The organism is Paenibacillus contaminans, from assembly GCF_003285015.1.
GTDB lineage: Bacteria > Bacillota > Bacilli > Paenibacillales > NBRC-103111 > Paenibacillus_V > Paenibacillus_V contaminans.
This window is the reverse complement of sequence record NZ_QMFB01000008.1, coordinates 240,858-265,546: the sequence shown is the minus strand read 5'-3', so window position 1 is coordinate 265,546 and position 24,689 is coordinate 240,858. Positions and strand designations below refer to the sequence as shown.

Below are 24,689 nucleotides of genomic sequence, written 5' to 3'. Positions count from 1 at the left end.
TTCTCCTCCGGGGACGCAAATTCCTCTTTTTTCAGCGCATACATCCGTTGAAAGTTCATTCCTGCGTTAACAAATCTATACAGTCCTTCCGTGCGGGAAAGTACGGAATACCGGCTGGTCGAACCCTTTTAAGGCGTTTCGCCTGCTGCGGAGTTTGTCACATAAGAAGCAAATTCGCCCGGCAGCAGCTTGACGTTATTGTCGTGCCAATAATAGCGAAGGCCGTCATAGTAGATGATGTTCCAATAGCCTATCGCATCCCCGGTGTCCAACACAAAAGGATATGCCGTCGGATCGCCGTTTCTTGTGGCAGGCGAATAGTCTTGCCGCTCTTCGCTCCGTTTCAGCATAGCTACGAATATCGAAGCGCTGTCCGCTTTCAGCTCCTTTAGCAGCTTAAAATCCGTATAGCCTTCATAGAGCCGCGCAGACGATACCTTCCGCTCGTCCGGCTCAAGCGACGCCGCAAGCTCCCGGATTTTCCGGTCGTCCGCGTACAAACGGTAGCCGTTATATGCTTCCGGATCTTGAACGGCGACGAACGAGCGGTCGGGATAACCGTTCACCTCGTAAACGACCGTCCCCTTGGGCAGGAATGCAGCATCTCCTTCTTTCGTCTTGTAACCCGAATGATGAACGTTATCCGCGACGTTGAATTTCACTTTGCCTATTTCGCCGCCTATTTGTGCAGGATCCGTAACGACTGCGCTCCATTGGCCGGTATACGAAATCCCGTTCAGCTTGAGGAAATCGACCCAATCGATGATCGTCTGACCGCCGATGCTTCGGCAGCCTGACAGCATCGCAAGCGTCAGCAGCAATGCGAGAAACGCAATGATCGGCTTTTTGATAAGCGCCACCCTCCGATTCTTGTTCTGCTAACTTAGACGGGAAATACGGCAAAAGGTTACGGCGGCATAACAATATTGCCGTCTCGCCCGTTACATTTCATTTCCACTTTCCTAAAGGCCGAGGTATTGTTTGCGGCAGCAACACGACCTCCAAAGGCGGCCGTTATCGCTTCACGATGCCGCATAAAAATGTCCCGCAAGCCATCTTTAAAGTAACGCCACCTGACTTTAGTTTCCATGCAAAAAGCCCTCCGGCTCGTTTAGGCGAGCTGAAGGGCTTTTATGTAAAGTGCAATTAATTACTTAGCTACAAGCGTGCTTTCGCCCGGTTTCCAGTTCGCTGGGCAAAGACCGCCGGATTGCAGAGCTTGCAGAACGCGAAGCGTTTCGTCAACGCTGCGGCCTACGTCGTTGTGGTTAACGACTTGGTATTTCAGTTCGCCTTCCGGATCGATGATGAACAGACCGCGCAGGGCGATGCCTTCTTCTTCGATCAGAACGCCGTAATCGCGTGCTACGGATTTCGTCAGGTCGGCTGCAAGCGGGAAGTTCAGCTGGCCGAGACCGTTTTGCTCCTTCGGCGTGTTGATCCAAGCGCGGTGGGAGTGTTTGCTGTCTGTGCTGACGCCGAGAATTTCCGTGTCCAGACGTTCGAAGTCGTTCGCCGCATCGCTAAGAGCGGTAATTTCAGTAGGACAAACAAATGTGAAATCGAGCGGGTAGAAGAACAGAACCAGCCATTTTCCTTTGTAATCGGACAAAGATACCGTACCAAAGTCTTGTCCAGTTCCATAAGCTACGTCCATTTTGAAATCGGGAGCCGGTTTACCAACCAAACGTTCTGCCATGATTCATTTCCTCCTTTAAATGTAGCTGCCTGAACGGCAACAAATATCTCTGGTGAAAAACTCACAAGTAAAATCGTATCATCCAAAAAAATGAAAGTCAATGATTTAACTAATTTCTTTCTTAAAATTATTATAAATAACTTTGAGAAGTAAAAATGGTCATGTTCCGCCGGGTCACCGTCCGCGATCAACATGGCTGACTGCCCTGTTATCCGATTTTGCCCGACTATTTGTAAGCTTTGCCGGGCGTCTGCCGCAGCAATTCGAGTTTGCCTGCTTATGGGCGGATATAGGCGACGGGCATGTAAAAATCCCGGCCTGATACGGACCGGGATAGGTAAACCAGTATTATTTGCGGATTGCAGCGACGATCAGATCGCCCATCGCCGTCGTGCCGATAGCCTTGCTCTTATCGACCGCGATGTCACCGGTACGGTGGCCGGCATCAAGCACTTCTTTGACTGCGCGCTCGATTGCGGCAGCCGCATCGTGATAGCCGAACGTCAAACGGAACATGAGCGCAACGGACAAGATGGTTGCGATCGGGTTGGCGATGCCTTGTCCGGCAATGTCAGGCGCGGAGCCGTGCACCGGCTCGTACAAGCCGAAGCTGCCTTCGCCCAGCGAAGCGGAGGAAAGCATGCCGATCGAACCGGTCAGCATTGCCGCTTCGTCGCTCAGAATATCGCCGAACATATTCTCCGTCACGATAACGTCGAAGCTGGAAGGACGGCGAAGCAATTGCATCGCGCAGTTGTCGACGAGCACGTGATCCAGCTCGACATCCGGGTAGTCCGCAGCTACGCGGATTACCGTTTCGCGCCACAGGCGGGACGTTTCCAGTACGTTGGCTTTGTCTACGGAAGTAAGCTTTTTGCGGCGCGTTCTAGCGATTTCGAAGCCTTGACGCGCAATGCGCTCGACTTCGTTTACATTATAAACGCAAGTATCTACCGCTTCTTGGCCGTTAGCCGTTTCGCGGCGGAATTTCTCGCCGAAGTAGATACCGCCCGTAAGCTCGCGCACGACGATCAGGTCGGTTCCGTCGAGAACTTCAGGCTTCAGCGTGGAAGCGTCCTTCAGGCAATCGAAAATGACAGCCGGACGAATGTTCGAGAACAAGCCGAGTGCTTTACGGATGCCGAGCAAGCCGGTTTCCGGACGCGTCTCCTTCGGATTGTTATCCCATTTCGGTCCGCCAACGGCTCCAAGCAGAACCGCATCGGCTTTCTTACAAATATCGAGCGTTTCTTGCGGCAGCGGCGTTCCTTTCTCATCGATCGCGATCCCGCCGAACAAGCCGTGCTCGGTTTCGAATTTGTAGCCGAATACTTCTTCGGTTTTCGTAAGTACCTTCTGCGCCTCGGCAATCACTTCCGGGCCGATTCCGTCGCCGGAAATGACGGCGATTTTTTTCACTTCTGCCATGTGTCGTTCACCTCTCCAATTCAATTACTTTTGTTTTATCATAAACACTATCATTTTACAAAGATATAAAAGCTATCGAACTGATAGCCTATACCTATCACTCATGGTATGGAACGTTTCCATCGCCGCCCCGTAAGTAACGGTATCGTTATCCGATCCGATTACCACCTTAATGATGGAGGCGTACGTATGCAAACCGTCAAATCCGTTTTTATTGTCGCAGGCAAAATATTGTTGTCGGCGGCAATCATCATTTTGCTTGTGCTCATCGGTTTTTTGATTTACGCCGCAGTGCAGCTGATGGCCGGCCGCAGCGCCGACGATGTTCTCTCCTATACGTCCATAAGCCTGTCGCAAATGTCGATTCAGGGGTTCGCGTTTATTATCGGCACACTGATTATGTACGCGGCCTTCGACCGCAAGCATGGCTGGAGCCTCGGGCTGAAGCAACAAAAACCGTTCCGGCTCGCGGTCGAAGGTTTGGCCGCAGGCATTCTGCTCATGACCGTTTCCGCTCTGCTGATTTGGTTGTGCGGAGGCGTTTCCTTCAACAGCGTCACCTTCGATAATACCGTATTGGCCTCGATGTCGAGCGGCGTATTGTTGTTTACGATCGTATCCGTTAATGAGGAGCTGTTCTCAAGAGGTTATTTGCAAGGGCTGATCAAGCATCATTTCGGCGGAACGGCTGCGATCATCGTTCCTTCCCTGCTGTTCGCCGCGCTTCATCTGCAGAACAACAACGTCCTCGACAATCCGCTGCCGCTGCTTAATTTGTTTCTGGCCGGCATCGTTCTGGCCGTCAGCCGCGAATGGAGCGGCGGCTTGTGGATGCCGATCGGCCTGCATCTGACCTGGAACTATTTTCAAGGTTATGTTTACGGCTTCGAGGTATCCGGCAACAAGGTGGACTCACTTATTCATTTGACGCGTGAAGGCAGCGATACGATTTCCGGCGGCGCGTTCGGGGCGGAAGGCAGCTTGCTGACCACGCTTGTACTGCTTGCCGGCACATTTGCAATCATGCGGTACTACCGTACGCCCAAACTGCCGGTAAGCGGTGAGCCTAAGCGGCAATAAAACGTTTCGCAGGCTGCTAGAGAGCGAGTTCATTTTCCGCACCGCTTAATCCGACAAACGTCGATTTCTTTTGCAAACGAACGGAAGCGAGTGGTAAAATGATAGGAAATCACACATCCATTTCCGAATAAGGAGAACCGACATGAACTATACATTTTCCAGTACCATGCAGGCGTTTCAATCCAGCGCCGTCCGGGAAATTTTGAAGCTGACGCAAGGCAAGTCGATCATTTCCTTTGCCGGAGGACTTCCCGCGGAGGAGCTCTTCCCGATGAGCGCGATGCAGGCGGCGTTTAACCGCGTATTCGAGATGGGCAATCATTCGCTGCAGTACGGCCTGACGGAAGGTTTTATCCCGCTGCGCGAAGCGATCGCGGAACGGATGCGGCGCAAAGGCATGAACGTGACGAAGGATGAAATGCTCCTCACCACCGGCTCCCAGCAAGCGATCGATTTGCTGACCCGCGTTTACATCGATCCGGGCGACGTCATTCTCGTTCAGCAGCCGACTTACTTAGCCGCACTGCAGGTGTTTCAAGCCCGCGGCGCGAAGGTCGTTTCGGTAAGCGGGGACGAGGAAGGCATGGATCTCGACGATGCCGCCCGCAAAATTGCCGAATACAAGCCAAAGCTGCTTTACGTTTGCCCTACGTTCTCCAACCCAACCGGCTACGTCTGGAGCGGGGAACGCCGTCAAGGCCTGCTTAAGCTGTGCCGCGACAACAATGTGCTTATTCTTGAGGACGATCCGTACGGCGAGCTGAAGTACGACAGCGGCGAATCCTACCCTTCGATTTTCTCCTATGAGGACAAAGCGGAAGGCTCAGCGGTCGTATACACGAGCACTTTCTCGAAGACGGCGGCTCCCGCCCTTCGCACCGGCTGGGTGATGGGCGATTCCGAGGTGATCCGCAGCATGGCCAAGGCGAAGCAGGCTTGCGATCTTCACTCCAGCACGATGGACCAAATGGCGCTGTATCAACTGCTAAGCGGCTTCGATCTGGACGGGCATATCGAAACGATTCGCGGCCATTATCACGGCCGCATGAAGCTGATGACCGAGCTTCTGGAAGGGCTGCGCAAATACGGACTCAAGTGGAACGCGCCTAAGGGCGGCATGTTCCTGTGGCTCGAACTGCCTGAAGGGCTGAAAGCTGAGGAGCTGCTGAAGGAAGCGGTCCAGCAGGGCGTCGCCTTCGTACCGGGCTCCAGCTTTTATGCCGGCGAGCCGAAGTACAACACGATGCGAATGAACTTTACGCACGCCGACCGCGATACGATGACGCTGGGCATGCAGCGTTTTGCAGCCGCGCTTGAGCTCGTTCAGAGCAAGCAGGTTTAGCTTAGCGAGTTCTAGTGAAACGGCAGCGTCTTTGATACCACGGTGCAACAGCGTATATGGAGCCGCTCATGCGAAACCCTTTGCCATAAACGACAGGAACCTTCGGTGCCGCCTTTTAGCGGTTTCGAAGGTTCTTTTGCATGAACCTATTTATTCATCGAACTCCAGCACGGAATCGCCGCTGATCATCGTTCCGTTATTTTTCCCTTCGCAAATCTCTCTCATCGAGCCGGGTTTATCGAAATTAAACACATGGATCGGCAGGCTGTAATCCCGGGCAAGGATGAAGGCCGACTGGTCCATAATTTTCAAATTATGCCGGATGACATCGTTATAATGAAGCGATTTATATTTTCTCGTCTCCTTGACGTATTTCGGGTCGGCGCTGAGCACGCCGTCAACTCCCTGCTTTGCGACAAGCAGCGCTTGGCAGTTCACTTCGATCGCCCGCTGCACGGAAGGATAGTCCGTCGTTACGTAAGGCTGCCCGTTGCCGCCGGCAAAGATGACGATGTAGCCTTTCTCGAGATGATGAATCGCCCTTAGCCGAATGAATGGCTCCGCGACCGAGGCGAGCGGGATTGCGGTCATGACGCGAACCTCTTTGTTCGTCTTCGCTTTCATGGCCCCCCTCAGCATCAGACTGTTGATTACCGTTGCCAGCGTGCCGATATTATCCGCCTCCGCCCGCTCGATTCCCCAGCTCTCCGCCATGCTCCCGCGAAAAATATTGCCGCCGCCGATCACAAGCGCCACCTCTACGCCCATATTAACGACCGACATAATTTCGGTCGTGATGTGGTCGAGCTTGCCGGGCTCGAAGCCGAATTCGCCGCTTCCCGCAACCGCGCCTCCGCTTAGCTTGATGAGGACCCGCCTGTACCGTTTCATCCGCACACCTCCATTATTAATACTGCCGGGATCGCAAGAAGTTATGTTTACCGTGATTTAAGCCGCTTCCATGATATACAGATAAATAAAAAAACACTAAAGCCATAAATAACTTTAGTGTCCGGAGCAATGAAAATATGAATAATGGAACCGGCCTTCATCAGCTGTCCCGATCCCCGGCTTCCGCTTCATTTTCATTCCCCCTCATTTGAACGGCAAATTAGAACTATTGTACTTCTACATCCTTCCAAATACAACCGGCGTCGTGCGCGAAGCTCAACTTTATTTTTGAATCCGCTCTTGATCGGGTCCTGTGCATAATTCCATCCGTTTCCGTAAACCGTATAACTGTTTTCATCATTAATTGGAGGTACGATCGATGAACACTTTTCGCGCCAAAGAAATCGCCGCTTCGCCCGTAATGGCTAACGTTACGTACGACGGAAAGCAATGCTACATTCAGCATGTAAACGAAACGGATGAAACGGCCCGCATTTATCCGCTCGACCAGCCGGAAAACGAATTCGACGTCGCGGTCAGCAGCCTGATCGAACATTAAGCGGAATATGCAGCGGAGGCCACAAGGATAAACGGCTTCGCCGTCTTGTAAGGACTGGCGTGTTTACCGGAAAATTTAAACATTCAACGAAAGATTTCAAAAAAAACCTCCAATTAACGCTACTATTTAGCGAATTGGAGGTCTTATTTTTAATCCTCGGACAAGCTGCTTTCCTTCAAAATAACGTCGTGCGCGCCGCCCTCTACGAGGCTTGTTGCGGACACGAGCGTAATTCTGGCCGTACGCTGCAGCTCTTCGATCGACTTGGCGCCGCAGTTGCACAGCGTCGACTTGATTTTGCCGATCGTTTTGTCGAGGTTTTCCCTCAAGCTGCCCGCATAAGGAACATACGAATCGACGCCTTCCTCAAAAAGAAGCCCCGACTTCCCGCCCGTGTCATACCGCTGCCAGTTGCGCGCGCGATTGGAGCCCTCGCCCCAAAACTCTTTAACGAAATTGCTGCCTACCTTCAGCTTCCGGGTAGGACTTTCGTCGAAGCGTGCGAAGTAACGGCCCATCATGACGAAATCCGCGCCCATTGCCAGCGCAAGCGTGATATGGTAATCGTGGACGATGCCGCCGTCGGAGCAAATTGGAACGTAAACACCGGTTTTTTCAAAGTATTCGTCCCTGGCCGCCGCCACTTCGATAAGCGCCGACGCTTGCCCTCTGCCGATCCCTTTTTGCTCTCTCGTAATGCAGATGGAGCCGCCGCCGATCCCGACCTTGATGAAATCCGCTCCCGCTTCAACCAGGTAAAGAAAGCCTTCGCGATCGACGACGTTCCCCGCTCCGATCTTGACGTCGAAATTCGCTTTTACATATTGAACGGTTTCGCTTTGCCATTCGCTATAGCCGTCCGACGAGTCGATGACAAGCACGTCGACACCCGCCTCGACCAATGCAGGCACGCGTTCCTTATAGTCCTTCGTGTTTATGCCGGCGCCGACCAAATAGCTTTTATTACCATCAAGCAGCTCGTAAGGATATTCTTTATGCGCCTCATAGTCCTTTCGGAACACGAGATACTCCAAATTTTGATCCGCATCTACGATCGGCAAGCAATTCAGCTTATGCTCCCAAATCAAATCGTTCGCTTCCGACAGCGTAATCCCCGAATTCCCGTAAATCAGCTTCGAGAAAGGCGTCATAAAATCGCTGACCTTTTTGTCCATCGCGTCGCGGCTCATTCTGTAGTCGCGGCTCGTTACGATTCCGAGCAGCCTTCCGTTAGCCGTACCGTCGTCGGTAACCGCAACCGTCGAGTGGCCTGTCTGTTCTTTCAATGCCAAAACGTCCTTGAGCGTATTATCCGGCGTAAGATTGGAACGGCTGACGACAAAGCCGGCTTTGTAGCCTTTGACCTTGCGAACCATCGCCGCCTGGTTAGCTGTCGTTTGCGAACCGAAGATGAACGAAATGCCGCCGCAGCGCGCAAGCGCAACCGCCATCCCATCGTCGGAGACGGATTGCATGACGGCCGATGAGAACGGAATATTAAGCGATATTGCCGCCTCCTCGCCTTTCTTGAACTTGGTAATAGGCGTGCGCAGCGTCACATTTGCCGGCGTGCAGTCTTTGGTCGTAAGATTGGGCAGCAGTAAAAACTCACTGAATGTTCGCGACGGTTCCGTGTAATAAAATGCCATTTTGGTTTTCGTCCTCCTCTGTAATAGAAATTGCCTGGTTACGACTAGTGTCAAGTCCCAAATCCGATGAAGCCGATCCTCTAGATTTGGGTAAATTTTTACGATCATACACCGATGCCGGAAGGAAGTCAACCATTTTTTGCACAAGGATAAACGGCTACCGGCGTCTTTGACGCTGGCGTTTACCGAGATTTAGAGCCGCTTCCACGATATACTTTCTGATAAATCAAGGATAAACGGTTATGCCGTCTTTTAAGGGCAGGCGCGTTTATCGGGAAATTGAACAATCAGCAGAGCTATACTTTAAAAACAAAAGCGGAGCACCCGTCAGCCGGGTCTCCGCTTTCCTTCGAACAATTGCACTCGGTTTTATGCTACCAGCACTTGAATGTCCATCGCGCCGATCCCATCCATAATAAGAGGAATCGTGAGCGCCTTCCGCGGACCGTCCGTCATATCCGCCCATTGAATCACCTTCGGCGGCGTGATGTCCACGCGCACGCCTTGATTGAACAGCATGGTGCTTGCATTACCGGAGATCATATTGCCAAGCTCCGATATCGCACTGCGGCCCATGTCGTCCATTTCGTTCAGCACAAAGCCCCCCATCATTGCCGATACTAGTTTGAGCGCTACCTCTTCATGAAGCTCGAACATGATAACGCCGTTCATTTGACCGGTTAATCCGATTTCAATCCACAAATATTTTTCGGCAAATTTCACTTCCCTCACGCCCAGTTGGCCGGTTGTCGGACGAACCGCGATCATCTGCTCGATCACGATTCTGGCAGATTCCAAAAAAGGATTGATGTACTCCGCTTTCATGTCTCCGGTCCCCTTCTCGACAATATCCCATTAATGGAAAACTCACTTCTCCCATTATAAACGAAACAATTAGGTCTCGTATACTGGTTTACTCGGATTTTGACGAATAACCGCGAAAAACGTCCCTAGTTCTCTCGTTACATAAAGAATACTTGCGATCATCGGGCTAGGCCGTTATGTCTGCAAAGTCTGATTTTCCTCCGTCACATCCGCATGCCGATTGCATTGCCGGAGCTGTACCGCCGAAGACCCCGGTAAAAAAATGCCGTACCGGCAACCGCCAGTCCTACTGCCGCCCCGACTGCGCCTAATGCGAACGCCGGCTGAAACTCGCGGATCCAGCCGATCGGCAAATAGCTGATGAAGCCTGCCGGCACGGCAGTAAACAGGAGCAGCCTGGCAAAGCCGCGGAAAATATCGGTCGGGTACGTCGAAAACGTAATGAACGTAATAAACAACTGCTGCCCTAGTCCCTCCGCGTTGCCGATGTAAAAGGCGAGCGACTGCGTAGCCACCATAAAAAAGACGAATATCACCGTGCTGATCAGCATTGCGGAAACGAAGCGAAGCAGGCCCGGCAGCGAAACATCCCCGAAGATGCCGAATAAAAGAAGGCCGAACACAAGATCGCCGATCGCCGTGACCGACATCCGGCTGACCAGAACGTTAAGCAGCACCGGCTTCGGCTGGGATAAATAAAGATCGAGCTGGCCGGTCGCCACGATATTCGCGATTCGCGTCATGTTGCCGAAGAAGATGGCGGCGAGGCCGTAGCCTGCGGTACCAATGGCCCACATGATCATGACGTCATCCTGCTCCCAGCCGTTGACGATCGGAAATTGCTTGAAATAAATGCTCCAGAAAAATATCCATACCAGATTATTAATAAACATCATGCCCGCCGTCATAATGAAACTCATCCGAAATTCCATCGCACCTGCGGCATTCAGCTTCCAGGACGTCCAGCAAAACTTCAGCCAGCCCATTTTTCGTTTATCCGCCGTTGACATTAAGCCTCTTCGCTCCTTTCCGGTAAATGAACGCCAGAAGCGCCGCCAAAACCGCTCCCCACACAAGCTGTACGCCAATCATATGCTGCAGTGCGCCCGCATCGAAGCGAACGGCCGTTTTGGCCGGAAAATAGACGATCGTCTGAAAAGGCAGCCATTCGCAAATACGGCGCAATGCTTCCGGAAAAAGCTCGAGCGGCAGCAGCATGCCCCCGATCGTAAACAGCAGTTTATCGTACACGAGTGTCAAGCCTTGCGTCTCCTCCACCCAGAAAGCAGCCAAGGCAAGGCACATTCTGATGATAAAATTAACCGTATACGCCAATGCCGCGACCGGCCAAAAAGCAAGCGAGCCCCAGCCCAAGTCGGGCGGGCCGATTAGGGCGAGCCCCAGCAGGCTGCCCAGCGTCAGGTTGATCAGCAGCTTGACGGACGCCTCCCCCATATACGTGGCGTATTGATAGCCGATATAGCTGAACGGCCGGGTCATCAGATAGGCGATAGCTCCCGTTTTCACCTCTTCCTCTACCGTCGTCGTAACGCGGGGAGAAGCCATGATGATCGATTCCGACACAATTAAATACCAAATCATTTGTCCGAACGTATAACCTGCGATCCGCTCCGTTCCCATCCCCCCGTAAGTCACCTTCCAGAGCTGGATCAAAATATAGAGAATGACAAGCAAAAATAAGGACCGCAACAACGCGTCGAAAATATAAGCGAACTGGTTGCGGACGGTCACTTTGCCGATCGCCGCATATTTGGCCAGCTTAAGCCGGTTCATTTGACCGACGCCTCCTTCCGTTCCGCCGTTTCTTCCTTCTCCGCCGCATACAGCTTGGCGATCGTTTCTTCCAGCGGCGGATCTTGAATCGTCACATCGTCGATCCGGCATCTGGCCGTCAGGAAGCCCAGCACCTCTTCGATCGAAACGGCCGTCGTGTCTACGGAAAGCTTAAGCGACGTCCCGTTTTCGATGACCCGGACGCCTTGAAAATCGATGCCCTCAACCGGCTCCTTCAGCTTAAGCTCGACGGTTTTATATTTCAGGAAGCTCGACTTCATGCTGGCAACCGAGTCGTCAACCGCGATTTTCCCGTGGTTGATGACGATCGCTCTATCGCACATTTGCTCGATATCCCCCGCATCATGCGTCGTCAGAAAAATCGTGCAGCCTTCGCGACGGTTCATTTCGAGAATGACCTCACGGATCGTCTGCTTCACGACGACGTCGAGCCCGATCGTCGGCTCGTCGAGAAACACGACTTGCGGCCTGTGCAGAAGCGCCGCAGCTATTTCGCAGCGCATGCGCTCGCCCAGCGACAGCTTCCGCACCGGAATCGGCAGGAACGGCTCCAGCCCGAACCGGTGGATGAGTTCGTCTCTGCGGTTAAGGAAATTCGTTTTGCCCAGCTCGTAGATGCTGCCCATCAGCTCGAAGGAATCGGTCACCGGCAGATGGTACCACAGCTGCGATTTTTGGCCGAAAACGGAACCGATCCGGTACGCGAGCCTGCCGCGGTCCTTCCATGGGCAAAGTCCGAGAACGTCGGCATAACCGCTTGTCGGATGCAGAATGCCGGTCAGCATTTTGATCGTAGTCGACTTGCCCGCGCCGTTCGGGCCGAGAAAGGCGACCTTCTCCCCTTCGTTTACTTGGAACTCGATGCCTTCGACAGCCCGCTTCTCGGCATATACGGGGCGAAGCAGCGATTGCACGCTGCCCCGCAAGCCGGGCGGCTTCTTTTTGATTGCGAAAGACTTGCAAAGCCCTTCGACCTTGATGACAGCCATGTGTTCCTCCCCCTTTCCGATAAAAAACAAAAAAACCCGCACAGCTTCGCCCCTAAAGGCGGAACTTGCGCGAGGTCTTTTATCCCTACGGTGTAGCGCCGCTATCGCTGCGCCGGCTTCGCTTGGTTCGGCGCCGCTCGCGCCGGATCCCTAGAAGCCCTTCCACTTAATTGCTATATGCTACCACATGGGGTAAGCCGTTCGCAACCGTTTTTTTACATCGAATGCCGGTAAATCGGAATAACGTCAGCCTAACAGATTTCGAACAGACGGATTTTATCCGATCCGCTCCGCACGCATTGCCGAATGAGGAAGCACAATGTTATCGGATTCCGTCCACAGTACGGCGTCGAGCGATTTCATTTGATCGATCGCAGCAATCCATTTCCTTTGATCGCGTACCTTAAGGTTAAAGGTAAGCTCGATTACGGATTTTCCTTCATGCTCGTTTGAAATTTTGACATCGGACATACATGAAATATTTATGATTTGGATGCCATGCTCGTCGAATATCGATGCGATCTTTCCGATCACACCCGGGTAATCCAGCGTCTTCACCGTCATATCGCGATATCTCCGGTGCCGCATCAAATGCTTCTCCCATTTATTAAGCAGCAGGAGGCTGGCCAGCACCAATAAAGTTGCGAACAATGCCGCATATATAAAACCGGATCCGATGCACAAGCCTATTGCGGCTACCACCCAAACGGAAGCTGCCGTCGTTAATCCGCTGATCACGGAGCCGTTGCGGAGAATCGCCCCCGCCCCGAGAAAGCCGATGCCGCTAATCACTTGGGCCGCCAAACGCGCCGGATCGATCCGCACGTTCGGCTCGTTCACGAAATCGGAAAAGCCGTACATCGACAGCAGCATGATGGTTGCGGACCCGAGGCATACGAGAATATGCGTGCGAAAACCGGCGGCATGATTGCTAAACTCCCGTTCCAAGCCGATCAATCCGCCGAGTATGACGGCACTCAGCATTCTGAACAGCAGCTCTAGATGTGTTATGTGCCAAATATCCGTTACCTGGGGCACGCTCAACACTTCCTCCGTAAGTCATAAAATGAATCGCATGACACATCGGTACAGGCAACCGTCCGCATCTTCCAACGGAATTGACCGGCCTCCCCGAACGACAATTTTTTCTATCAATCGAAGTTCGCAAAAATACCTTGTTTGCTGATCGGCAGCCCGGAAGCATGCAAATGCGACGTATCGCCAAGCGCCAATAAACGAGGAACCGCCCATTGTTCCGAACGTTCGTCCATCAGCAGGGTCGTAACGGAGCTCGGCGCTTTCCAAAAGCCCGTCCATACGGTCGGAACCGGCAGCCCCAGCAAATGCGAGATCCACGTAAGGCCGAATCCGAGATGGCAGAAAACGGCGATCTTGTCCCCATTCCGCTTGATGATCCGGTAGCGTCCTCCCTCTCTTGCATAACCAAGCGATTGCATAAACCGATCCGAATTATCCGTCAGAAGCGCGTTCTTCGAGTGGAAATCTCCGCCAGCAAAGGGCCCGAACCGGTGCCATTCATCGACTTGCCGACGCTCAAGCCCGCGGACGATCTCTCCGTCGACATTCCATGCCGCTCTGCTTTGGCCATCCTCTCCGGTTACGTGCCAGCCTTCCAGCTCGGCCATCCACGGCTCGAAGACAGGCTCGATCTCCAGCAGCCGTGACGTATACTGCATCGTATGCACGGCTCTTGGCACGGGAGAGCTAAAGATGCGGTCGATACCCTCCAGCTTCAGCCGCTCGGCCAGCGCCTTCGCTTCCTTATGTCCGGCCGCCGTTATCGTATGATTGGCGTAGTCCGGATCCGCATGACGAATGATGTAAATGCGCATCGAATGGAACTCCTTATCTGGTTTGATTTACTCCGGGTACGGATACTTGACTTCCTTGGAGCCGATATGCAGCGTCCCGTCTTTTTGTATCGTCAGGACGTTAACCGCAGAGCATGTTCCGGCAATCATGGCAACGCCGTTCACAAACGTATAATGCGGCAGCACTTGCTTCACCTCCGGATGAGGATGCACATGGTGGTGACCGGCCAAGTTATACAGCTTTTTGCCATTTGTTGTGACGCGGCGGGCCAGCTCGCGGAATTGCGCGGCATGCCGCCGGTCGAAATACTCCTCCGGCCCCTCGATCCCGTTATGGGAGAACAGCAGGATGACCGATTCCGGGCATGCCGTCATTTCTTGCTCCAGCCATTCAAAAGCTTGTGCTCCGATCGTGCCTTCACAAGTCCCATAACGATGCTTGCCGTCTTCGCCGACGTACGTATCCAGAACGATGCAGCGGATGCCGAATTCGTCGTTGCGCAAGACGAACGAACAGTTGAACCGGCTTCCGGCGATTTCAAGTCTGTCCTGATAGCCCATCTCGTTCACGACCGCATCATAACCCGCTTCCAAGTCGTGATTCCCCAGAACGAACGCTTTAGGCGCTTCCATTCGATCCCATTGCTCTACGAACGAACCCAGAGACTGCTTGACTTCGATTACATCGCCCGTACAAACGACGAGATCCGGCTTCTCTATGTTGACAATATCGACGCTTTGCCGCAGCTTGTCGAGCGACGCATAAAAATGGCGCTCTCCGTAAACGGCTCCCTCAGCTTCCGGCCGCCCGGTTACATGGTCCTTCAAATGCACGTCCGTTATCCAATACACGGACATATCGGTTTGCTTCAACATTGTTCTCCACTCCTCATGGCTATTCTTTTACCGATCCCAGCACGATGCCATGTATGAAGAAACGCTGCAGGATCGGATATAACAGCAAGAGCGGCAGCATGCTCAGCATCACTTTAGCGGCGTTCAAGCCTTGGTCCGACATTCGCAGCATAAGCTCCATCTGCTCCGGATCGATGCTCTCGGTTTGCATATTTTGCACCATAAACAGGTTGATGTACGTTTGCAGCGGCAGCTTCTCCGTGCTGTGAATAAGCAGAAGCCCGTCGAAAAAGGCGTTCCAGTGGCCGACGAAGCTGAACAGCGTGACGGTCGCAAGCGCCGGAAGCGACAGCGGAATATAAAGCATGATCATCTTATACCAGGGGCCGGCTCCGTCCATCTCTGCGGCTTCATCCAGCTCCTTAGGCAAGTTTCGCATGAAATTCATAAGCAGGATGACGTTAAACACCGGAACCGCTTTCGGCAGCACCAACGCCCACATCGTATCGAGCAGCCCGACCGACTTCACCGTTATATACCATGGGATCAAACCGCCGTTAAACAGCATCGCGATAACGAGCGCCCACATGTAGATATCCCGTCCTTTGAACCTGGCCCTCTCCCTCGATAAAGGATAGGCGAGCATAACCGTCAGAACGAATTGAAGCAGCCCGCCGAGCAGCACCCTTTGAATCGAAACGCCGAAGGAAACGAAAAACTGCTTGTCTTCCATAATCGCCTTATAGTTGGAAAGCGTGAAATCGATCGGAAAAACGGTCACTTTCATCGCTCCAACCGCCGCTCTGCCGCTGAACGAACTCGCAAACGCGTTCAATATAGGAAACAGCGACATAAAGGCAATGGCGATAAGCACAAGATGAATGAGAAGATCGGTCATTCTGGTTGTTTTACTTTTGCCGTAAACGTGCAAATCCGTTACCTCCCCTTTAGAAAATCCGGTAGTTCGCAAAGCGCGCTGCGAGTTGGTAAGAAATGACGATCAGGACAAAGCTGACAACCGATTTCATCAAGCCGACCGCACTGGCAATGCCATATTGCGACTGAACCAATCCGACGCGGTAAACGTAAGTATCGATTACATCTCCCGATTGATAGACAAGCGGATTGTACAGATTCAAAATTTGTTCGAAGCCGGCGTCAAGGATATGACCGAGACCGAGCGTGGATAAGAGAACGATTGTCGGCAAAATGCTCGGCAATGTGATGTTCGTCAGTTTGATCCATCTGGAGGCGCCGTCGATCTCCGCGGCTTCGTACAAGGAAGGGTTTATAGCCGTTAGTGCGGCCAAATAAATGATGGCGGCGAAGCCGAATTCCTTCCAGATGTCGCTGACGACAAGAACGGCCGGGAACCATTGGTTGCTGCCGAGAAACAAGATCGGCTCGATGCCGAACAAACCTAAAAATTGATTGACAACGCCTTTAAGCGAAAGAATGTTCAGCATAATGACCGAGAGCAGCACCCAGGACATGAAATGCGGCAAGTATACGATCGTCTGCACCCACCGCTTGATGATTCGCACTCTGGCTTCATTGAGCAGCAGCGCGAAGGCGAGCGGAACGATAATGTTGGCGATCATTTTCAAAACTGCGATGAAAAGCGTATTGTACAAAATGATTTTGCTGTCGGATATTTGAAACAAATAGCTGACATTGTCGAGTCCTACCCAAGGCGAGCCCCAGATGCCTTTGGCAGGCAAATACTTCTTGAAAGCGATGACCGATCCGAGCATCGGGTAAAAGCTGAATACGGCAAGGATGATCATCCCCGGCAGCATCATCAGGTGATAATTAATTTGGGTACCTTTATTGTTCATGCGCCTCTCTCCGTTCCAGCCGTCACTTGCCGCTTAGGCGCTTGATTTCTTCGGCAACTTCCTTCGTGATTTGGTCGCCGCCCTGTTTTTTCCACTCGTCGACGAACGTTTCGAAATAATCGAGCGGCTTGTCACCGATGATGATGCGCATGAACGCTTCATTCTCAAGCTTGGTCAAATTCGCCCATTTCGTCTCCATTCCCTTAGTGATTCCGTAGTACTCGTTATACACTTCCATCGTAAGAGGACTCAAGACGACTTTGCCGCCGTTAAACATGTAGATGACGAACGCCCATGCGGACGGCTGGGCTTTTAACGCCTCGTAGCCTTTCTTGTAATTATCGAATATGTCGATGTCGTTCGGCGGCAAATCCTCCCGCTTGTAAGTGCCGGCGGCGGTCGCCTGCAAGTTTTTAATCCGATCGCTGAATGTCGACCGCTCGCGTATTTGCACTTGAATCGGACGAACGGTCCAAGTGAAGCCTGTCTTATTCGTATATACGGCAGGAGCTCCCTGCTTGCGATTGTCCATCTCCGCCATCAGGTTGACCACTTTAACGACGGCTTCCGGGTTTTTCACGCCTTTTTTGATAGCGATGACTTTCCCTAGCGGGTTAGGCTGCCTGGAATAATACTTGCCGTCGGAGGCGACGAGAATATGCGCGTTCCAATCCGTTTTGGGATCGTTCTTAACCGAATCGGGGAATGCGATAGGCGCATACGATTGCCCGAATACGATGCCGGCTTTGCCGGCGTATATGTCTTTGGTGAATTGCTCGGGTTTGATCGTGCCGAACTCTTTATCGATCAAGCCTTTTGCATACAAGTCGCGGATATTGGCCAGCGCTTGTTTCGTTTCCGGCTGCAGCGAGCCGTATACGATGTTGCCGCTTGCATCTTTCCGCCAAATTTTCGGAAACGATTGATTTGCGGCAAACAGCAAGTCGAGCGAGTTATAAGCCATCGAATTCGTCACAAAGTTAGAGGTGCTCTGAATGCCGTAAGTATCTTTTTTCCCGTTCTGGTCGGGATCGTTCTCGATGAACGCCTTGGCTGCTTTCTCCAAGTCGGCCATCGTAATGACATCGGGCAGCTCCATGTTAACGTTCTTCAACCAATCGCGGCGAATCCAGACGACGCTGTCGTTATCGCGCGCGGGTACGGTTGACGGCAGGGCAAGCAGTTTATTGTTATACGTAACCTTCCGCATGAATTCCGGACCGAAATCGCCATACAGTTTCTTTAACGTGGGAGAAGCGTAGTCCTCATATACTTTCGTCAAATCTTCCAGCATATCCGATTCGGCAAGAAGCTTGTATTGCGCTTCGTTGACGAGTAGCACGTCGGGAATGTCATTGCTGGAAATAAGCAAATTCACCTTCTGCTCATACCCGGCGCTCGGCACTTCGAAAGCATGCTTGAACTTGATATTGAACTTCTCTTCGTATAACTTGGTATACTCGTTGTCCACCAGCTCGCCCTCCGGCCACTTGATCCCATCGGGTATGGAATAACCGATATTCAATGTGACCGGTGACTCGTATTTGCCGAACGGATCCTTGGCGCTAGCTTGAGAACCCTGTTTCGCTCCGTCCGGCGTCTCCGGGGATGCGGCTTCCTTGTTCCCGCTGCACGCTGTGAGGACGAGAAGTACGCCGGCAAGCATGATGACCAGACTGCCTTTCCGTTTCTTCATGTAAAACACCCCTCCGATATCGCAATGTATGATGTACGCTCCTATTATAAAGGCCTTGTTTTGCGACCCGTGAGGGAGAAACGGTTTCAGCAATGTAGAAAATTGTTTTAATTTTTACGCCAATTTCCTAACCTGCCGGCAGCAATTTTCACCCTCTATCTTTTGCAGAGCACCGGTTCCCGTTTCCTTACAGAGGACGGCTTCGAAACTCCGACGGGAGCAATCCCGTTTCCTCGCGGAACTGCCTGCTGAAATAACGATGGTCCAGGAAGCCGCATTCTTCGGCGATGGCCGCGATCGGCTTCGCCGTCCGAGCCAGCAGCTCCTTCGCCCGAGCGATACGCAGCGCCTTCAAATAGTCGTTGAATTGCTCGCCCACAATATCCTTGAAGGCTTTGCCGAAATACCCCCTGCTCATCTTCAGTTCTATAGCGAAGTAGCTTTGCGATATTTTGGCGTCCATCTCGCTTTCCATCGTTTCCTTCGCTTGCAATATTCGAACAATGACGTCCTCGGGATATTTGGCAATCGGCATCGATTGACGAAGCAATAAGCGAAAATCGGCTATGAACGACTCCCAATCGTCCCAGGATTGAATCCGTTCGGCCTTTTTCGTCCATTCGCGCAGCTGGAAAACCTCCGCTTTCCGATTCCATTCCGCCAGCAAATCGAGCAGCGTTTGGCGCAAAGCCGGTATCGGCGGGTTTATATCCTCCAATTGTCCGCATAAATCGGCATACTCCGCCTCGCTAGCGACCCAATGGAGGGGAAGCCAATTGCTTGCATGCCGCTGCAGCCTCCGCTCGTCTTCCTCATCCCATTCGACGGATTCGGCCGCAGACGAACGGTTCGCTCCGCTGATTTTCCGGATATTCTGCAGGATTCGCCGCAGCGATTCCTGCATATTGTCGCCTTCGATTTCCGTTTTCACAATGTAATCCAGCGCGCCGCAGCGCATGGCGTCTTGAATGTATTTAAAATCTTCATGACAAGTCAGCACCACAAGATGCACATTCGGATAATGCTCCCGCACATGCCGCATAAGATCGAATCCGTTCATGACGGGCATTGCCAGATCGGTAATGACAAGATCGACCTCCATCTGCTCCAGCAATTCGATCGCTTTCTTCCCGTTGCCGGCCTCGCCGACGATCCGAATGTCGAATTGCTCCCACGGCATCGCGGCTATAAAACCGACTCGGACAAAATATTCGTCCTCAACGACGATTGCGTTTATCATATTACGCCTCCTTCAACCTCATCGGGATAAGGAACCGGATTGTCGTTCCTTCATGCGGGCGGCTCTCAACCTGAAGTCTCGCCTCTTCCCCGTAATGCATCCGCAGCATCGTGTTCACGTAAGACAGTCCGATGCCCATGCCGACTTTTTCCCGCTCCGGAATTTGCCGGAACAGCTTCTCGATCTGCTCCTCGCTTATGCCGGGGCCGTTATCCTGCACTTGTACAAGAATCGAGCCGTTTTCGACGATCGTTATCGAAAGCCGGATCGAGCTGCCTGCCTCCGACTGTCCGTGATAAAGCGCATTTTCAATAAGCGGCTGCAGCAGGAATCTCGGAACCGGCACGTCCAATGCAGCCGGATCGGCATGAATGTCGACCGTAAACTCGTAGTTATAGCGAATTTGCTGCAGCTTCACATAATCCTTGAGCGCATCGATCTCATTGCTCAGCTTCACCAGTCCGCCTTCTTTGCCGAGATTGTACCGCATCAGACGCGTAAATACGGCAATTAAATTGACGATCTCCTCTTGGCCGTTCGATTTGGCCAGCCACTGTACCGTATTAAGCGTATTGTATAGAAAATGGGGATTGATCTGCGCCACCAGCTTTTCAACCTCCAAATACCGCTTGTCCTCCTCTTTCTGCATAAGCTCCGTCAGCAGCATGCTGATCCGAACCCGCATGTCCTGAAACTGCAGCAAGACCTCGTCAAACTCCGATATTCGCGTCAGTACGATTTTTCGCCCGTTCGGCACATCCTCATGGCTGCGGCTTGCTTTCACTTTGTGAATTTCGCCGTTCAGTTTGGCAAGCGGCTTGTAAACCATTTTCCAAATCGACCAGCCGAGCACCCCGCTAAAAAGCAGCGAAACGACCGCAATCATCATACTGATCAAGAGCCAGCTTTTCATCTCGGCGCGAAACGCTTGCTGATCGACCAGCGAATACACAAACCACCCCTGCTCCTCGCTGTATTCGCGAAACATATAATAGCCGTTTGCCTGTGTATACTCACGTCCGCCGAAATCGACAGGCAGCACCGTTCCGCCCGGAAACACCGTCTCATCCTGACTGAAAACGACCTTTCCCTTGGCGTCCGCGAGCAAGTGGAACATTTTCAACCCATACTGCTCGCTGTTTAGCAGCCTTCCATAAAGCTCGTTATTCGTCTCCACGTAGCTATATACATTCGACCGCTTCGGAATGTTTATAGGGCGGGACAAGGAAAACACATAGCCGCTTCGACCGGAGAGCGACGCATGCGGCCCATAAAATGCAACCCCTTTTACATAAGATAATTCCGGCAACTGCTCAACGCCTTGGTTCGGCAAAACCGACTGATTTTGAAAATAAATGTCATTGCCCGGCTGCGTGTAATAATAAAACAATCCTGTATCGGGATTTGTAAAATTGACAAGATCGAGGGTTTTAAACACGGTCTGACTGAGCATGTAACGTTCCATCGTATCCTCGGATTGAAAGTACAGCTGCAGATCGTTGGAGGAAAGCTGTTGCGACACGTAATTGAGGTTTGCGTACGTTTTCTCGATATTCGAACGGACTTGACGCAGCGTGCTTTGAACGCCGTTCGCTATTTTATTGTCCAGTATGGAATAGATGACATAATAGGAGCCGATGCCCATTAGCACGATGGGGACAACCGTACTAAGCAGCAAAACGACCGTCAAGCTTTTTTTCAGCGAACGCGGTTTCTTGTAAAAGAACCTTTTGAATACGCGGGCATATCCGGCATCCACCTTCTAATCTCCTCCCGGACGATCATTTGATTTTGTATCCATGGTACAATCCGAATGTAACACCGTCAATCATCCGATCGATACCCGATTTGCGCAAATGATATTCGATTCCGGAGGTACGTCGGTCATTAATCCTGCTTCTATGCAACCCTCATAAGGTTAGGCATGAAGCTTTTGCAAGCAACTCCGCTGATTTTTGCTTCCAGTTTCCCATAAAGTATGGAGTTCCTTGCGCGCTTCGTGTAAAATGCTGTTCATGCAGCCATGTCAAGCTTCATGAGGGGAGGAGCGGTTTGATGCCGGGATTTTTGATCGATTTGGACGGAACGATGTACGCGGGGACAAGGCAAATACCCCATGCGGCATCTTTCATAAAAGCTTTGGAGGAACGCGGCTGGCCTTATCTGTACGTTACGAACAATTCGTCCCGGACGCCGGAGCAGGTAGCGGCGCATATTCGCGATATCGTCGGTATTGACGCCGATGCCGAATATGTACTGAGCTCCGCACAAGCGGCCGCATCTTACATAGCGGAGCGGCAGGATGGCAGCCGCGTGTTTGCGATCGGCGAAGCCGGTCTGCGGCAGGCGCTGACCGAAGTCGGACTCGAGCTTGTCGAGCGCGATCCGGACTTCGTCGTGCAGGGCATCGACCGCGAGTTTACGTACGCCAAGCTGGAAGCCGCCGTACGCCACATTGCGGCTGGAGCCGGATTTATCATGACGAATCCCGATCACCTGCTTCCGGGCGCGCATGGCTTAAGCCCCGGCGCAGGCTCTTTGGGCGCGGCCATTCGCATGGCGACGCAGATCGAGCCCGTCGTCATCGGCAAGCCGTCCCCGATCATTATGCGCTACGCCGTCGAACGGCTCGGATTGCCTGCCGGCGATATTTGGGCGGTCGGCGATAATTTGCGCACCGATATCGGAGGAGGCATTGCGGCCGGATGCCGAACCGCGCTTGTGCAAACCGGCGTAGCCACATCCGCCAACGTCGATGCGCAGATCGCAGAAACCGGATTCCGGCCGGAGCTCGTTTGCCGCGACCTTGCCGAGCTGCTGGAACGGCTTGACGGCTAGACCGATGCCGCAAACAGGCCTCTGCAGCACCATGAATAACTTTATTGCCGTACTGATCGGCGATTGATCGAGGAGGAGCAATCCTTGAAGAAGCTATTGTTTGTATTGCTTGTCGCCATGCTCGTTACGGCTTGCGAAAGCAGCCCCGGCGATACGGATAAGCAAGAGCCTGGACCCTGGGAAATCAGCGAAAAACTGCTTGAGTTAGCGTCCGAATCCAATATCGCGGAGGCTCATAACGTTCTGGAGTCGATAGGGGCGCAGGAGATAAACGAGGTTTTAATCGGCGTATTGGGCCAGTGGCATATTTATCATTTTCCCCACAAGGAAGATCTTGAACTAGTCCAAATGCTGCTCAAGCAAGGAGCCGATCCGAATACGCTCGACGACACCGGTCAAGCCGCCGTTTTTTTGGCCAGAAGCTCGGATATGCTGGAAGTATTCGGGGAGGACAGCCGGACAAGCCTTCATGTAAAAACGCGGGACGGCGCTACGCTGCTCGTACAGGCGATCGGCGCTAGAAATGACAAGAAGGTGGAATACCTGCTGGGGAAAGGCGCGAATCCGAACGAAAAAGCGGAAATCGCGGGAGGCGATGTCGTCAGCCCCATTCATTTTGCGATTCAGTATGATGACGACCTGAACATCGTGAGGCTTCTGCTTGATCATCCCGATATCGATCTGAACCAGAAGAACGAAGAGCATATGACGCCGGCCGAGTGGGCGAAATACCTGGACAAGAAGGTAGCTGCCGCATGGATTCGGGAAAAGGAGACCGCCTTGCGGCATTCCTGACTTCGANGTGGGCGAAATACCTGGACAAGAAGGTAGCTGCCGCATGGATTCGGGAAAAGGAGACCGCCTTGCGGCATTCCTGACTTCGACGAACGAACGTTTTTAATACACGCGGATTCGTGTACTCGCATGAAGAGCTCGTTTTTCGGGAATTGGATGGGTCGGCGAATTATGGCACGCCAAGGATAAACGGCTTCGCCGTCCCTTTAAGGACTGGCGCGTTTACCGAGGTTGAGAGCTGCTTCCACGATATACTTTCTGCCCTGAAATAACGATATTTTCGTTTATCAGCGGTGCCGCGAAACGACATGAAAGTCTGATAAACGAAAAAAAGGACAGCCGAGATCATCTGGTGATCTGGCTGCCCTTTTTTTATTATTTCGCTTTTTTCGTCAAGGCGACCAGCAATGCCAGTGCCCCGAGCACAAGTCCGGCGATCGATAAGTAAAGCGGCAATGACGACGCTTCTTTATCCTCCGTTCCGCCTGCAGAAGCCGACGTCGTGTTGCCGTGGCTGTCCGTCGCCCCGTTCGCCGGCTTCGCTTTTACAGCAGTAACCGATGCAGGCGTTTTGGCATCCGGCGCTCCCGTCCATTCGACGACCGTTCCGTTCTTGTACGTTTGGTAGGCTTTCCACGTAATTTGAGCCGCCGCATCTTCAACTTTGCCTTGCATATTGAACTCGACGAACTCAGTCGGCATAATGCCCGTATCCGTCGCCGTCCATGTAATGCCGGTGACTTTGCCTTCCCCGTCCTTCGCCATCTCATACTTCCAGCCCGGCTTCGGTTCTACTCGCGAAATCGCCACGTCCGTCGTTGCAAATTTCACTTCAACCTTCGTCGTCGGGCTTTCCTTGTCCTCGCTCGGCACGCGGACCGTAAACTTCTCGTACGCTCCCTGCGTCGCTTCCTTCGGAAACACCGTAACGTGCGCGCTCGCGGCGCCCGCCATCAGCATGATTGCCAGCAAGCCGGCAAACACTAAAATAGACATCTTTTTCATCTTGCATCAGACCCTTCTTTACCTGGAGTTTGTTGTCGATTTTCTCTGTACGATATTGGCTAAAAACAGCTTAATCGAAAACCGGCGTTTGCGGCATGACTCGAAAGGGCTATTTGTGCTACAAAATTGTGAACATTTCCTTCTATTCCACTCGGAATTTACATTAAGATAAGTTTAAGAATTCCCTCTCCCATTTATTAAGAACTGCAAGTTATACTAGACCATATCGCTTCAAAAGGACGGCAAGCATAATTGCGAGTCTTTAGCATTTTCAACACGTGCTTCTCCCGGAGCGCGTTGCGGCGCTGCATGG

At 52.4% G+C, this 24,689-nt stretch carries 24 protein-coding genes; 5 read left to right on the top strand and 19 right to left on the bottom strand.

Translation table 11 applies throughout. From position 1 onward, the window contains the following. Positions 1–128: 128 nt before the first annotated feature. The 4 genes from DQG23_RS16050 to leuB form a co-directional block, all read right to left on the bottom strand. Positions 129–860 carry a hypothetical protein gene (locus DQG23_RS16050; protein WP_113031868.1) on the bottom strand — a complete coding sequence of 244 codons (732 nt, stop codon included), beginning with the start codon at positions 858–860 and terminating at the stop codon, positions 129–131. 47 nt (positions 861–907) lie between these two features. Then, the gene (locus tag DQG23_RS16045; RefSeq protein ID WP_113031867.1) at positions 908–1,090 is read right to left on the bottom strand and encodes a hypothetical protein; all 183 of its coding nucleotides are present in this window, start codon (positions 1,088–1,090) and stop codon (positions 908–910) included. Between the two features lie 60 nt (positions 1,091–1,150). After that, complete coding sequence (locus DQG23_RS16040) at positions 1,151–1,699, bottom strand: peroxiredoxin (RefSeq protein ID WP_113031866.1); 549 nt, start codon at positions 1,697–1,699, stop codon at positions 1,151–1,153. A gap of 348 nt (positions 1,700–2,047) precedes the next feature. Continuing rightward, positions 2,048–3,127, bottom strand: coding sequence for a 3-isopropylmalate dehydrogenase (gene leuB, locus DQG23_RS16035; protein ID WP_113031865.1), 1,080 nt, complete (start codon positions 3,125–3,127; stop codon positions 2,048–2,050). A gap of 189 nt (positions 3,128–3,316) precedes the next feature. Here leuB and DQG23_RS16030 point away from each other — a divergent pair, with 189 nt between their 5' ends. Then, complete coding sequence (locus DQG23_RS16030) at positions 3,317–4,207, top strand: CPBP family intramembrane glutamic endopeptidase (protein WP_158560551.1); 891 nt, start codon at positions 3,317–3,319, stop codon at positions 4,205–4,207. Between the two features lie 142 nt (positions 4,208–4,349). Then, positions 4,350–5,549 (top strand): aminotransferase-like domain-containing protein, encoded by a 1,200-nt coding sequence (locus DQG23_RS16025; RefSeq protein ID WP_113031863.1) that lies wholly within the window; start codon positions 4,350–4,352, stop codon positions 5,547–5,549. Positions 5,550–5,699: 150 nt separating this feature from the next. Here the strand turns inward: DQG23_RS16025 and pyrH are convergent, their stop codons facing one another. Continuing rightward, a complete protein-coding gene (gene pyrH / locus DQG23_RS16020; protein WP_113031862.1) occupies positions 5,700–6,440 on the bottom strand; it encodes a UMP kinase in 741 nt (246 codons plus the stop codon). A gap of 379 nt (positions 6,441–6,819) precedes the next feature. On the opposite strand from pyrH, the gene DQG23_RS16015 reads away from it, so the two are divergent. Continuing rightward, positions 6,820–6,999, top strand: coding sequence for a small acid-soluble spore protein H (locus tag DQG23_RS16015; RefSeq protein ID WP_113031861.1), 180 nt, complete (start codon positions 6,820–6,822; stop codon positions 6,997–6,999). Between the two features lie 149 nt (positions 7,000–7,148). On the opposite strand, the gene DQG23_RS16010 is transcribed toward DQG23_RS16015, so the two are convergent. The 13 genes from DQG23_RS16010 to DQG23_RS15950 all read right to left on the bottom strand — a co-directional run bounded on the left by DQG23_RS16010 (position 7,149) and on the right by DQG23_RS15950 (position 21,497). Beyond that, the gene (locus DQG23_RS16010) at positions 7,149–8,648 is read right to left on the bottom strand and encodes an IMP dehydrogenase (protein WP_113031860.1); all 1,500 of its coding nucleotides are present in this window, start codon (positions 8,646–8,648) and stop codon (positions 7,149–7,151) included. A gap of 369 nt (positions 8,649–9,017) precedes the next feature. Next, complete coding sequence (locus DQG23_RS16005) at positions 9,018–9,473, bottom strand: chemotaxis protein CheX (RefSeq protein WP_113031859.1); 456 nt, start codon at positions 9,471–9,473, stop codon at positions 9,018–9,020. 203 nt (positions 9,474–9,676) lie between these two features. Then, positions 9,677–10,483: an ABC transporter permease gene (locus tag DQG23_RS16000; protein ID WP_238177907.1), complete on the bottom strand. Its 807-nt coding sequence runs from the start codon at positions 10,481–10,483 to the stop codon at positions 9,677–9,679. After that, on the bottom strand, positions 10,467–11,267 hold the full coding sequence (locus DQG23_RS15995; RefSeq protein WP_113031858.1) for an ABC transporter permease: 801 nt from the start codon (positions 11,265–11,267) through the stop codon (positions 10,467–10,469). The genes DQG23_RS16000 and DQG23_RS15995 overlap by 17 nt, the downstream gene beginning before the upstream one ends. Then, positions 11,264–12,277: an ABC transporter ATP-binding protein gene (locus tag DQG23_RS15990; protein WP_113031857.1), complete on the bottom strand. Its 1,014-nt coding sequence runs from the start codon at positions 12,275–12,277 to the stop codon at positions 11,264–11,266. Before DQG23_RS15990 ends, DQG23_RS15995 begins: the two co-directional genes overlap by 4 nt. A 276-nt stretch (positions 12,278–12,553) precedes the next feature. Further along, a complete protein-coding gene (locus DQG23_RS15985) occupies positions 12,554–13,261 on the bottom strand; it encodes an MgtC/SapB family protein (protein WP_113031926.1) in 708 nt (235 codons plus the stop codon). A 167-nt stretch (positions 13,262–13,428) separates the two neighbouring features. After that, the gene (locus DQG23_RS15980; protein ID WP_113031856.1) at positions 13,429–14,130 is read right to left on the bottom strand and encodes a histidine phosphatase family protein; all 702 of its coding nucleotides are present in this window, start codon (positions 14,128–14,130) and stop codon (positions 13,429–13,431) included. Between the two features lie 27 nt (positions 14,131–14,157). Next, positions 14,158–14,985 (bottom strand): metallophosphoesterase family protein, encoded by an 828-nt coding sequence (locus tag DQG23_RS15975; RefSeq protein ID WP_113031855.1) that lies wholly within the window; start codon positions 14,983–14,985, stop codon positions 14,158–14,160. A 19-nt stretch (positions 14,986–15,004) separates the two neighbouring features. Continuing rightward, positions 15,005–15,895, bottom strand: a complete 891-nt coding sequence (locus tag DQG23_RS15970; RefSeq protein WP_238177906.1) for a carbohydrate ABC transporter permease — start codon at positions 15,893–15,895, stop codon at positions 15,005–15,007. 16 nt (positions 15,896–15,911) lie between these two features. Next, complete coding sequence (locus DQG23_RS15965) at positions 15,912–16,802, bottom strand: ABC transporter permease (protein WP_113031854.1); 891 nt, start codon at positions 16,800–16,802, stop codon at positions 15,912–15,914. Positions 16,803–16,824: 22 nt separating this feature from the next. After that, entirely contained in the window at positions 16,825–18,498 is a 1,674-nt protein-coding gene (locus tag DQG23_RS15960; RefSeq protein ID WP_113031853.1) for an extracellular solute-binding protein, read from the bottom strand. Between the two features lie 187 nt (positions 18,499–18,685). Further along, the gene (locus DQG23_RS15955; RefSeq protein ID WP_113031852.1) at positions 18,686–19,738 is read right to left on the bottom strand and encodes a response regulator transcription factor; all 1,053 of its coding nucleotides are present in this window, start codon (positions 19,736–19,738) and stop codon (positions 18,686–18,688) included. Between the two features lies 1 nt (position 19,739). After that, the gene (locus DQG23_RS15950) at positions 19,740–21,497 is read right to left on the bottom strand and encodes a cache domain-containing sensor histidine kinase (protein ID WP_113031851.1); all 1,758 of its coding nucleotides are present in this window, start codon (positions 21,495–21,497) and stop codon (positions 19,740–19,742) included. Between the two features lie 296 nt (positions 21,498–21,793). Here DQG23_RS15950 and DQG23_RS15945 point away from each other — a divergent pair, with 296 nt between their 5' ends. Beyond that, positions 21,794–22,576, top strand: coding sequence for a TIGR01457 family HAD-type hydrolase (locus DQG23_RS15945; RefSeq protein WP_113031850.1), 783 nt, complete (start codon positions 21,794–21,796; stop codon positions 22,574–22,576). Between the two features lie 84 nt (positions 22,577–22,660). Further along, on the top strand, positions 22,661–23,371 hold the full coding sequence (locus DQG23_RS15940; protein ID WP_113031849.1) for an ankyrin repeat domain-containing protein: 711 nt from the start codon (positions 22,661–22,663) through the stop codon (positions 23,369–23,371). Positions 23,372–23,746: 375 nt separating this feature from the next. Here the strand turns inward: DQG23_RS15940 and DQG23_RS15935 are convergent, their stop codons facing one another. Further along, positions 23,747–24,376 carry a YcnI family copper-binding membrane protein gene (locus tag DQG23_RS15935; protein ID WP_113031848.1) on the bottom strand — a complete coding sequence of 210 codons (630 nt, stop codon included), beginning with the start codon at positions 24,374–24,376 and terminating at the stop codon, positions 23,747–23,749. Positions 24,377–24,689 lie beyond the last annotated feature (313 nt).